Annotated in this window: 13 protein-coding genes; 9 read left to right on the forward strand and 4 right to left on the reverse strand. The window is 63.2% G+C overall.

The genetic code is table 11. The features are described from left to right. Positions 1-9 precede the first annotated feature (9 nt). The 9 genes from B3C38_RS07335 to B3C38_RS07375 are packed head-to-tail and all read left to right on the forward strand — an operon-like array spanning position 10 to position 7650. Entirely contained in the window at positions 10-879 is an 870-nt protein-coding gene (locus B3C38_RS07335; protein WP_055203030.1) for a murein hydrolase activator EnvC family protein, read from the forward strand. A 9-nt stretch (positions 880-888) separates the two neighbouring features. Continuing rightward, complete coding sequence (gene dxr, locus B3C38_RS07340) at positions 889-2040, forward strand: 1-deoxy-D-xylulose-5-phosphate reductoisomerase (RefSeq protein ID WP_286726464.1); 1152 nt, start codon at positions 889-891, stop codon at positions 2038-2040. Positions 2041-2053: 13 nt separating this feature from the next. Further along, the gene (gene rseP / locus B3C38_RS07345) at positions 2054-3370 is read left to right on the forward strand and encodes an RIP metalloprotease RseP (RefSeq protein WP_286726466.1); all 1317 of its coding nucleotides are present in this window, start codon (positions 2054-2056) and stop codon (positions 3368-3370) included. A 4-nt stretch (positions 3371-3374) separates the two neighbouring features. Next, entirely contained in the window at positions 3375-3746 is a 372-nt protein-coding gene (locus tag B3C38_RS07350) for a hypothetical protein (protein ID WP_195622852.1), read from the forward strand. Further along, positions 3700-4323 carry a lactate utilization protein gene (locus B3C38_RS07355; protein WP_286726468.1) on the forward strand — a complete coding sequence of 208 codons (624 nt, stop codon included), beginning with the start codon at positions 3700-3702 and terminating at the stop codon, positions 4321-4323. The genes B3C38_RS07350 and B3C38_RS07355 overlap by 47 nt, the downstream gene beginning before the upstream one ends. A gap of 14 nt (positions 4324-4337) precedes the next feature. Beyond that, positions 4338-4892 carry a hypothetical protein gene (locus B3C38_RS07360; protein WP_286726470.1) on the forward strand — a complete coding sequence of 185 codons (555 nt, stop codon included), beginning with the start codon at positions 4338-4340 and terminating at the stop codon, positions 4890-4892. 37 nt (positions 4893-4929) lie between these two features. Then, positions 4930-6297, forward strand: coding sequence for a DNA repair protein RadA (radA, locus tag B3C38_RS07365; protein WP_286726471.1), 1368 nt, complete (start codon positions 4930-4932; stop codon positions 6295-6297). Between the two features lie 34 nt (positions 6298-6331). Continuing rightward, the gene (locus tag B3C38_RS07370; RefSeq protein WP_286726473.1) at positions 6332-7303 is read left to right on the forward strand and encodes an NAD-dependent epimerase/dehydratase family protein; all 972 of its coding nucleotides are present in this window, start codon (positions 6332-6334) and stop codon (positions 7301-7303) included. A gap of 14 nt (positions 7304-7317) precedes the next feature. Further along, positions 7318-7650 (forward strand): thioredoxin family protein, encoded by a 333-nt coding sequence (locus tag B3C38_RS07375; RefSeq protein ID WP_117508428.1) that lies wholly within the window; start codon positions 7318-7320, stop codon positions 7648-7650. Positions 7651-7687: 37 nt separating this feature from the next. Here B3C38_RS07375 and B3C38_RS07380 read toward each other — a convergent pair whose 3' ends face one another. The 4 genes from B3C38_RS07380 to B3C38_RS07395 are packed head-to-tail and all read right to left on the reverse strand — an operon-like array spanning position 7688 to position 11161. Next, positions 7688-8608: a DNA alkylation repair protein gene (locus tag B3C38_RS07380; RefSeq protein ID WP_286726474.1), complete on the reverse strand. Its 921-nt coding sequence runs from the start codon at positions 8606-8608 to the stop codon at positions 7688-7690. Between the two features lie 9 nt (positions 8609-8617). Beyond that, on the reverse strand, positions 8618-9511 hold the full coding sequence (locus B3C38_RS07385) for a DUF4831 family protein (protein WP_286726476.1): 894 nt from the start codon (positions 9509-9511) through the stop codon (positions 8618-8620). A 52-nt stretch (positions 9512-9563) separates the two neighbouring features. Next, entirely contained in the window at positions 9564-10385 is an 822-nt protein-coding gene (locus tag B3C38_RS07390; protein WP_022332269.1) for a tRNA1(Val) (adenine(37)-N6)-methyltransferase, read from the reverse strand. A 5-nt stretch (positions 10386-10390) separates the two neighbouring features. After that, a complete protein-coding gene (locus tag B3C38_RS07395; protein ID WP_022332270.1) occupies positions 10391-11161 on the reverse strand; it encodes a TIGR02757 family protein in 771 nt (256 codons plus the stop codon). Positions 11162-11246 lie beyond the last annotated feature (85 nt).

Raw genomic sequence — 11246 nt, forward strand, 5'->3', positions numbered from 1 at the left:
CATAAACCGATGAGATTTTTCAAATCCATACGGGCATGGTGGCGCGGGCTTTTCCGCAAACGCCGTTTCAACATGCTCAATGCCACGGACAACAGCGAGGAGTGGCACATGCACCTCTCGCCGGCCAGCATCTTCGCAGCCTTCCTGTCGTTCGTGCTGCTGCTGTTCATCCTCGTCCTGTCGCTGGTGGCCTATTCCCCGATCCTGGAATTCCTGCCGGGATACCGCACCGAGGCAGACCGTTCGCGCGAAAGCCTCGTGCAGAACATCATCCGGCTCGACTCGATGGAACGCATGATGAACGACATGCTCACCTACAACCAGCATATCGCGCTGATCATGGAGGGCAAAACTCCCGTGGCGCGCACGCTCGCCACGTCGGACAGCACCCGCACCAGCAAGGTGCTGGTGATGCCCTCGCCCGAGGACTCGCTCCTGCGGGCACAGATGGAGGGCGACGGCCCGTACGCCATCGCCGGCCGCAGCGGCGGGTCGCGGCGTTCGGTACGCGAGGCGATCGAGCTGGCCAAACCCGTGGAGGGGATCATCACCGACCGCTTCGACATCCGCAACGGCAATTTCGGGGTACGCATCGCGGCGGCGGCCAGCGACCGCATCACGGCCATCGACAACGGCACGGTGGTGCTGAGCCTCTGGACGCCCGAGACAGGCTACATGGTCGAGCTGCAGCATGCGAACAACCTCCTCTCGGTCTACAAGGGGCTTTCGCAGTCGCTCGTCACCACGGGGCAGACCATCCGCGCGGGCGAGATGGTCGGCTACAACGCCGAGGCGGAAGAGGGCGAGGTGCGGCTTTTCGAATTCGAACTCTGGAACAACGGCAAGCCCGTAGACCCCGAAGGGTACATCGTATTCTGACGCACAGGCATGAAACAACGACTTGCAATACTGGGTTCGACGGGCTCGATCGGCGTGCAGACGCTCGACATCGTGCGTGAGAACCCCTCCCTGTTCGAAGTGCGCGTGCTGACGGCCAACCGCAACTGGCAGCGGCTCGCGGCACAGGCACGGGAATTCGACGCGGACACGGCGGTCATCGCCGACGAACGCTATTACGGGCAGCTGCGCGATGCGCTGGCCGGCACCGACGTAAAGGTTTACGCCGGAGAGGATGCCGTGGCCCAGGTCGCGGCGGGCGGCGATACGGACGTGGTGGTCAACGCGCTGGTAGGCTACGCCGGGCTGGCGCCGACGGTGGCGGCGCTCGGCGCCGGAAAGAAACTGGCGCTGGCCAACAAGGAGTCGCTCGTGGTGGGCGGCGAATACGTAATGCGGCTGGCGGCCGAAAAGCGTGCCCCGATCCTGCCGATCGACTCGGAACATTCGGCCATCTTCCAGTGCCTGGTGGGCGAGCAGTCGCCCATACGGCGGCTCATCATCACGTGCAGCGGCGGCGCATTCCGCGACCTGCCGTGCGAAAAACTGGCCGACGTGACCGTGGAACAGGCGCTGCGCCACCCCCAGTGGGAGATGGGCGCAAAGATCACGATAGACTCGTCGACGCTGGTGAACAAAGGCTTCGAGGTGATCGAGGCACACTGGCTGTTCGGCACCCCGGTGGAGAAAATAACGGTGCTGCTGCACCCGCAGTCGATCGTACACTCGATGGTGGAGTTCGAGGACGGGGCGATCAAGGCGCAGCTGGGCACGCCCGACATGCGTATGCCGATCAGTTTCGCGCTGATGTACCCCCGGCGGGCGACCCGCCCCGGCGAGCGGTTCGATTTCATGGCGCACCCGCAGCTGACATTCGCCGGGGTCGACCGGGCGAAATACCCGGCGCTGGAGATCGCCTGCGAGTGCCTGCGCCGCCGCGGCACGGCGGCCTGCACGATGAACGGCGCCAACGAGGTGGCCGTCGCGGCGTTCCTCGGCCGCAAGTGCGCATGGCTGGATATCGTGCGTGCCATCGAGTACGCCCTGGGGCGCGCCTCGTTCGCCGCCGCCCCCACCCTCGGGGACTACGCCGAGGCGAACGACGAGGCCCGGCGGCTGGCCGCGGAATACTTAGCGTTGTAACCAAAAGACAGACATGGATATAATCATCAAGATCATTCAGTTTTTCCTCTGCTTCACCATCCTGGTGGGCATCCACGAATTGGGGCACTTCCTCATGGCGCGGGTTTTCAGGATCCGCGTCGACAAGTTCTATATCTTCTTCGACCCGTGGTTTTCGATCTTCAAGTTCAAGCGCGGCGACACCGAGTACGGGCTGGGCTGGCTGCCGCTGGGCGGATACTGCAAGATCGCCGGCATGATCGACGAGTCGATGGACAAGGAGCAGATGAAACAGCCCCCCAAGCCCGACGAATTCCGCACCAAACCCGCATGGCAGCGTTTTCTGGTGATGATCGCGGGCGTGGTGATGAACGTCCTGCTGGCGATCGTCATCTACTGCGGCGTCTGCTACGTGTGGGGCGACAACTACTTCTCGAACGAGGACGCCAAATGGGGTTACAACTTCAACGAGGCGGGGCACAAGCTCGGCTTCGAGGACGGCGACAAATTCGTGACCATCGACGGCGAACCGGTCGGCGACATCAACAAGATACTCAATTCGCTGCTCATCACCGAAGGCGAGCGGAAGGTCGTCGTCGAGCGCGGCGGGAAGCACGTGGAGCTGACGTTGCCGCTGGACGAGCTGATCGAGATGCGCCAGGCCAAAGGTTACGAAGATCTCTTTACGCTGCGTGTGCCGTTCCTGATCGACAGTGCGGTGTACGAATCGGCGGCGGCGCTCAGGCGCGGCGACGAGATCGTGGCCATCGACGACGCACGGGGGCTGGAATACTCCGGCTACCAGCAATACCTCAAGACCCGGGCGGGCGGGGAGGTGACCCTGACGGTGAAGCGCGAAGGCGACATGCTGCTGCAGATCGCCGTCCCGGTGTCCGACGAGGGCAAGCTGGGCGTGATAGCACGCAATCCCTATACGCTGCGCACACAGGAGTACACCTTCTGGCAGTCGATCCCGGCAGGCATCGAAAAGGCCGGGAAAGTCATTTCGTCCTACTGGGAACAGTTGAAGATGATCGTGCAGCCCAAGACCAAGATGTACGAGGAGCTGGGCGGGTTCATCGCCATCGGCAGTATTTTCCCCGGGGACTGGAACTGGGAGGATTTCTGGTTGAAGACGGCGTTCCTGTCGATCATCCTCGCGGTGATGAACATCCTGCCCATACCGGGCCTGGACGGCGGGCATGCGATCTTCACGTTCTGGGAGATGGTCACGGGACGCAAGGTGAGCGACAAGGTGCTGGAAGGCGCGCAGTACGTCGGGCTGGTCATCATCCTGTTCCTGCTGCTGTACGCCAACGGAAACGACATATACAGGTTCTTTATCAAGTAGGCATATGTTGCTGGGGCATGTACAGGACATGGTACAACGGCTCGCGGCCAACCGCCGCGAACGGCAGCCCCGCAGCAAGAAAGAGAAGATGCTCGACCTGCTGGGCAGGGACAGGGCCGGTCATCCGACGCGTCGGGAAGAACTCCCGCCCGAAACGGTCGAACGCGTCAAAGCCGAAATCCGGGAAGAGACCCGCCGGGAACGACGCAGAAAGCGAGTCATCGGATGGATCGTGGTAATCCTGGCACTCGGGGCGGCGATTTACCTTATAATTTCGTACCTTAATTATAGCCCTGAGGGATTCCTCGGGGGCGGACAATTCGAAACAGATGAAACTGGCAAACTGCGCCGAAGCATTACGGCGACACCATTTTGAGGTTGAAACGGTGAAGGACATCACCGAGGCGTTCGCGGTGCTGAAAGCCATCGCGGAGCGGGAACGGCCGGAAATAGTATCGTTCGGCGACTCGGAAACGATGCACGCCACGGGCATCGTCGGGTGGCTGCGCGGCGACGGACGCTGGAAGCTGCTCGACGGGTTCGACCCCGCGATGAGCTATCCCGAACGGTTGGAGATACGCCGGCAGGCGCTGATGTCCGACCTCTTCATCACGGGGGTCAACGCCATCAGCATGGAAGGCTCGCTCCACTGGCTCGACAAGGTGGGCAACCGCATCGCCCCGGTGGCGTTCGGGCCCCGCAAGGTGGTCATCGTGGCCGGACGCAACAAGATCGTCGCCGACCGCGCCGAGGCCGAGGAGCGTATCCGCACGATCGCCGCACCGCAAAACGTCGCACGGCACCCGGGATTCCGCACGCCGTGCGCCCGGACGGGCGTATGCTCGGACTGCAACTCGCCCGACCGCGTGTGCAACACGCGTATGGAGATGCTGCGGTGCTGGCCCGCAGGGCGCGTGCTGGTCGTGCTGATAGACCAGGAACTGGGACTTTGACAAATACCGGAAGGATGAAAGCCATAAGATACATAGCCATACTGATCCTCGCGGCGGCACTCGCGGCCTGCGGGGAGAAATCGGAACCGTACTACACGACAAGCTATCCGGTGAGCCGGGTCGAAGCCACCGTCACGCTCGGCGCAGCAGCAACGGCAACGGCCGAAGACGAGCCCGAGCCGGAACCCGAACCCGAACCTGAGCCTGAGCCTGAACCCGACCCGATAATCGAGGCCATACGCGCGGACGTGCTGGCCGAAGCCCCGGTGCAGGCCGGGGGCGGTTACGTGCTCGAATTCCTCTACCACAACAGCGGATGGCTCTACATCACACCCGCGCCGGACGCCGCGCCGATCACCGGGTCGTTCAACAAGGAACCCGACAAACCCGACCAGCTGCGGTTCTTCTACGAGGACGCCGACTACACCTATGCGGTTTCCTACTATTCGGAGGAGGGCAAGAGCCTCACGCTGCTGACCGTAGACCTCACGGCCAAATACCAGGCGCTCTACCCCACGGCCGGCATCACGAAGGTCGAAAGGCTGGAATACACGACGCACCCCTTCTAAGAGCTGCGAAGACCCTTTACAAACCGACAACACACCGATGGCAAAAGTCAAAAAGGCCTTTTTCTGCAAGAACTGCGGGTTCGAAGCCCCCAAATGGCTGGGGCGCTGCCCCTCGTGCGGCGAGTGGAACACCTTTACGGAGGAGATCATAGCCCGCGAAAGCGGTTCCGTGGCGGCCACCGTCGCTGGGCCGCTGCCCGCGGCGAAGCCCCAGCGCGTAGGCGACATCCGCGAAAGCGAACACCGCCGCATAGACGTGGGCAACAGCGAAGTGAACCGTGTGCTGGGCGGCGGGATGGTGCCGGGGTCGCTGATCCTCGTGGGCGGGGAGCCGGGCATCGGCAAGTCGACCCTCTCGCTGCAGATCGCACTGGCGGCGAACGGGCTGAAAACGCTCTATGTCTCGGGCGAGGAGTCGGCCGAGCAGATCAAGATGCGCGCGGGGAGGATCGGAATCGGCAACGACGAATGCCTGATCTATCCCGAGACGCTGCTCGAAAATATCGTCAGGCAGATCGGCGAACACAGACCCGACCTGGTGGTGATCGACTCGATACAGACCATCTATACCGACCTGCTGGACTCGTCGGCGGGAAGCGTGTCGCAGATACGCGAATGCGCCGCGACGCTGCTCAAGTATGCCAAGTCGACCGGGACGTCGATCTTCATCATCGGCCACATCACCAAGGACGGAAGCATCGCCGGGCCCAAGATCCTGGAACACATCGTCGACGTCGTCCTGCAATTCGAAGGCGACAGCAACAATATCTACCGCATCCTGCGCGGCATAAAGAACCGTTTCGGCGCGACGTTCGAAATCGGGGTGTTCGAGATGCTGGACAGCGGCCTGCGGAGCGTGGACAACCCGTCCGAGATCCTGCTGACGCACTACGAGGAGCCGCTGAGCGGCATCGCCGTGGGCGCTTCGGCCGACGGCGTGCGCCCCTACCTGATCGAGGTGCAGGCACTGGTGAGCGGCGCGGCATACGGTACGCCCCAGCGTTCGACGACGGGCTACGACACCAAGCGCATGAACATGCTGCTGGCCGTGCTGGAAAAACGCGTGGGAATGAAGATGTTCCAGAAGGACGTCTTCCTGAATTTCGCCGGCGGGTTCAAGGTCGCCGACCCGGGATTAGACCTGGCAGTGGTCGCGGCGGTGATCTCGTCGTACTACGACCGCCCCGTCGCCGAGGGGGTCTGCTGCGCGGGCGAAATCGGGCTTTCGGGCGAAGTGCGCCCGGCGCCCCGCACCGAGCAGCGCATCAGCGAGGCCGCGCGCCTGGGATTCAAACGCATCGTCGTATCGGGGTATCTGGGCAAGGGCGCCAAACGCCCCAAGGGGATCGAGGTCGTGACGATAAACAGCGTAGACCAACTGCCACGGGCGCTTTTTGTGGAATAGATTTTGCTCTTACACCCGTAAAAAGGAGTAAGAGATGCAAAAACGAATAGTCGTTCTCGGCGGGGTGGGTTTTATCGGCACGCACCTCTGCCTGCGCCTTCTGGAGGAAGGGCACGAGGTTTTCTGCGTCGATATCCGCGATGCGGTCAACTCGCCCCTGCTGCGGGGCGTATTGCAGCACCCCCTGTTCCGGTATGTACACCACAATATCATCAACGGGTTCAGTATCCGCTGCGACGAGATATACAACCTCGCGTCGCCGTCGCGCGTGCGCTACAACAAGGCGCTCCCGGTGGAGACGCTCCGCGTGAGCGTGCTGGGCGCCATAAACGCGCTCGACACAGCACGCACCGAACATGCGCGGGTGGTCTTCGCCTCGGCGGGAAACATCTACGGCATCGGGCAGCGCGACCCGGCGAGCGAACCGGGCAACTGCTGCTCGACGCACTACATCCTCTGCGAAGGCAAGCGCGCCGCCGAGGCACTGCACAGGGCATACCACAGCGAATACGACGTCGACACGCGCATTGCCCGCATATTCAACACCTACGGCAGCGGCGCCGACCCGATGGATCAGCGCGTGGTGATAAAGATGGTCGTGGCGGCCTTGCAGAACCGCGATATCGTCGTCAACGGCAGCGGAGAACAGTTGCGCACGTTCTGCTGGGTCGAAGATATAGTGGACGGGCTCGTCAGGCTGATGGAGACACCGCCGTCGGCCGGGGCGGTGCGCACGGTGAACCTGGGCAGCAACCATGAAATCTCCATCCGGGCGCTGGCGGAGAAGATCGTCGCGCTGACCGGGAGCCGCTCGCGAATCGTACACACGGCGGCACGGGCCGACGACGCAAGGCGACGTGCACCCGACATCTCGGCAGCACGCAGGGAGCTGGGCTGGGTGCCCCGGACACCGCTCGCAGAAGGGCTGCGCCGCACGATCAGCTATGCGGAAAAGGAGTTGGCGGATAAAGCTTACGCCGGGGTCACATGGGCGGAGATGAACTAAAAAAGGAAGATAGAATGACAACAACGGATTTTGACAAGATCATCTGGCGGGACGCGCTGACGTTCGTGGACTTTTTCGCCACATGGTGCGGGCCATGCCAGATGATGCACCCCGCCATCGACAAGTTCCAGCGGGAGATGAACGGCCGCGTGGATGTATACAAGGTGGATATCGACGACCGCGGAATGCTGGACGCAGTGCACCGCTACAACATCATGTCGGTACCGACGCTCATGTTCTTCCGCCGGGGCGAAGTGCTGTGGCGCGAGAGCGGACTTGCGAGTTACGACCACCTGGTAAACGTGCTGCGGGAGCTGGAAAAGCGCGAACATGTGGCACAGCGATGAACACCCGCGCGAAAAAAACAACGAGAGAAAGGGAGGCCTATGCCTCCAGACGCCAGGCGAGCTCCTCGTGGACGTAGTCTTCGGTAGGGAGCTTACCCAGAGAACCGGCTGCGCGGAGTACCGCCTGCCGGTTCTCCTCGTTTTGCGCCGCGACGGCCGCGAGCAGCGCCACCGCACCCTGGGCCGTAAGGCGGGCGGCGGGGACGGGATGCAGTGCCCGAGGCCGGCAGGAAACCTGCTGCCCGGCGGTACACGGGGAGGCGACATGCAGGGCTGCGGCCGGAGAAACGCCTGCGGCTGCTGAGGCAGTTGCAGCGGAAGGGGTGTCGCCAACGGAAGAATCGCCGGGAGCAAGCGTGGTAACTTCCGGAGAAGAGGCCTCCGTAACAGACGTATCAGAGACAAAGGCACCCGGTGCAACAGAGGTATCCGTAGCGGCGGAAATTGCGGCGGCGGTCGCTTCGGTCATCGCCTCGGCCGTTGCATTGCGGTGCACGGCTTCGACGGCCGGAGCAACCCATGAGGCCGTAAGGCGGGGACTGCGCGCGGCGGCGAGCAGGGCGGCATACTGCAACAACGCATCGGGCGAGGCGATCCACGCCGAGAACAGCGCGGGGAACGCCTCGGCTCGGCTCAGCAGGGCAAAAGCGGCTTCCTCGGCGATTTCGGAATTGACGATGCCGGCGGCCCATGCGGGGAACTCCTCCGGCGTAAGGCTCGCCGGACATGCAATATGCAGCGCCGCAAGGCGCAGTTCGCGGACATCCTGCCGGTAGAGGTAACGGGCGAAAGCGTGGTCGGGCGCCTCCGCACGCGCTATCCGGCGCAATGTGGGCAGGCTCACCCCGTAATTCAGGCCGTAGGGCGCACCGTAATAGCGCATCGCATCGGCTACGGCACCGTTACGCTCGCGGCGCAACTCCCTGAGCAGCGCCACCATACGCGACGTATAATCCATCGGTAAAAGCTATTTGCGGCGGGGAAGCGCGACGTTGATCGTACGGCCGAACTCGAACAGCGGAAGCACCGCGCGGGCATACTCGCGTCCGCCCGCGATGACCGTGCAGACCGACGGGTCGGCCACACGGCAGGTCACGGTATTGGACTCCTTGGCCGAAGCCTCGACGGCGGTAGCCGTATTGCCCGAGGGTTCGATCTGCAGCAGCACCATGTCGCCCGAAAGGTCGCTCTCGGGGAGCAGCCCGGCGGCGGCGCTGAAACGGCAGACGATATACTGCTTCTTGTCGGATTGCGGATAGACCACATAGCGGCGGGTCTCGGTGGTGACGACACGCTTGCCCAGGAAGAGCTCCAGATAGCTCTGTTCGAGGCGTTCGATCTCGGCCAGGGCGGCTTTCAGCCCTTCGCCGAAGACATTTTCGCCGGCTTCGCCCGTGATGAGCTCGATACGGTGCCTGCGAAGCGAAAAGATCGTGTTGGCGGCTTCGCGGGCGGCGTCTTCCAACGCCAGCACCGCCATGTCGTTCTTGTCGGCCTGGAGGCGCGAAAATTCGTCCTCGGACGTGGCATGGGACATCACCGTGCGCGAAGGCTGGGCCGGGGCGGGCGCGTCGAGGCACGCCTTGGGGTCGAGCAGGGCGACCGAAGCCCCGGTAACAGCCCAGGATATCTTGTCGGTCAGCGGGGCGCGGACGCCGAGGAATTTCTGCGCATAGCGCGCATAGGGGCCGCTGAAGGTCACGTCGCGTTCGGCCGTGACGTCGACAGCCAGCACCGTGCGGGGCTGCGACACGACGATGCCGCCGGATGTTTCGTCGGCCCCTTGCAGGGCTATGTATGGGTTTTGCGCCGCGGCGCCGCCGCATACGACGAGGGCGAGCGCCAGAAGTCTGAGTTTCATGGGTTCGAATTTTTTAATCGCTAACGCAAATGTAACTTATTTTGCCGTGCTATCAAAATTTCAGGTAAAAATCGCGCGTCAGGGCGCGGTATTCGGGGGTATACTGCTCGTGCACACCCGTGCCGATAACCAGCTCGGTGCGATCGGGGGCCGGGGCGGAAGGCACAGAAAAGAGGGGGACGGCATCCGACAGGGCCGCCGGGTCATCGGAACGAAGGCCGGAACCCGCGGCGGAAAAACCAGAGGGAGGCGAAGCGGCGGCGGGCGGAAAAACGTCGCCGGAAGGCGTACGGACGAATTCGAGCAGTACCCGTTTGGCCGCGCGGCGGGGCGTCGTGCGCACGTCGGTACGGCGCACCGGGAGCAACACGTTCCGGCAGATGCCGATGAAACGGACGGCCTCGTCCGCAGGCAAGACCACGGCGAAGTGCCCGTCGTCGGAAAGCAGACGCACGACGGCGTCGCGCAGGTCGCCGAACGGCAGCCGCACGGCATGGCGGGCCGTAGTACGCCCCGCGTCGGGACAGGTGAGCGAACCGACAAAGAACGGCGGGTTGGAGACGACCAGATCGAACCGCTCCTGAGGCGCGAACTCCTGGACGGGGCATTGCACGAACGCTACCCTGCCGCCCCACGGCGAGGCATCGGCATTCTCGCGCGCCTGCGAAATGTCTTCCACGTCGACACCCGTGATCCGGGCCCCGGGGACACGTTGTGCCATCATCAGTGCGATAAGCCCCGTACCGGTACCGATATCGAGGATGCGCCTGTCCGACGGACGCACCGAGACCCAGGCGCCCAGCAGCACGCCGTCCGTCCCGACCTTCATCGGGCAGCGATCCTGGCGTATGGCGAATTGTTTGAAGCGGAACATCGTCTCTATGCTTTGAGGTAACCGTCGATACCCGCTCCGAAGAGCGAGAAATCGTAACGCACAGGGTCGGCGGGATCGAACATGCGGAGCGAAGCGGTGGTCTGCTCGACGGCACGCCAGTCGTTCTGGCGGCGTGTGAGCAGCCCCAGCGCACGGGACATATTGCCTGTATGGACGTCGAGCGGGATATAGAGCGCCGACATCGGGATGCGCGTCCACTCGCCGAAATCCACACCCCGCCCGTCGCTGCGCACCATCCAGCGCAGGTACATGCAGAGCCGTTTGCAGGCGGCGCCCTTCTCGATGGACGAAAGATGTTTTTCGCAACGCGGGGCATGGCCGCAGCTGAAAAACTCGCGCCGGAATTCGGCAAAGACCGCCGGGATGCTCCGCGTCGCCTCGTAACGGGTCTCGAAGAAATTCCCGATGCCGCCGTGAAGCTCCTCCATACGGCGCAGTGCCAGCACGAAGTCACGCAGGTCGCCGCCGTTGAACGTGCGGTGGGCATAGGACGAAAGCGATGCCAGCTCCTTCTCCGAGGCGTTACGCACGAAATCCGCCGGAGCGTCGTCCATGCAGCGCATCATCCGGTGGCCGTTCGCCACGATCGCCTTGCGGTTGCCCCAGGCGATCGTGGCGGCGAAAAATCCCGCGATCTCCCGGTCGGCACGCCCCGCATAGCGGTGCGGCACCGAAATCGGGTCGCACTCGATAAACTCGGGACGGTTGTATTTGTCGTGGAGCCGTTCGAGCAGCTCCCTGAGTTCTGTATCCATAATACAACTGTATTTATGCAATGATCCGCAACCCCGAACGGCTACGAAAACAGCCCGAAGCAGCCCCGCCACGCCGGGAAAGCCG

Origin of the sequence: Alistipes sp. UBA1686 (assembly GCF_002320215.1) — a bacterium.
Lineage (GTDB): Bacteria > Bacteroidota > Bacteroidia > Bacteroidales > Rikenellaceae > Alistipes > Alistipes onderdonkii.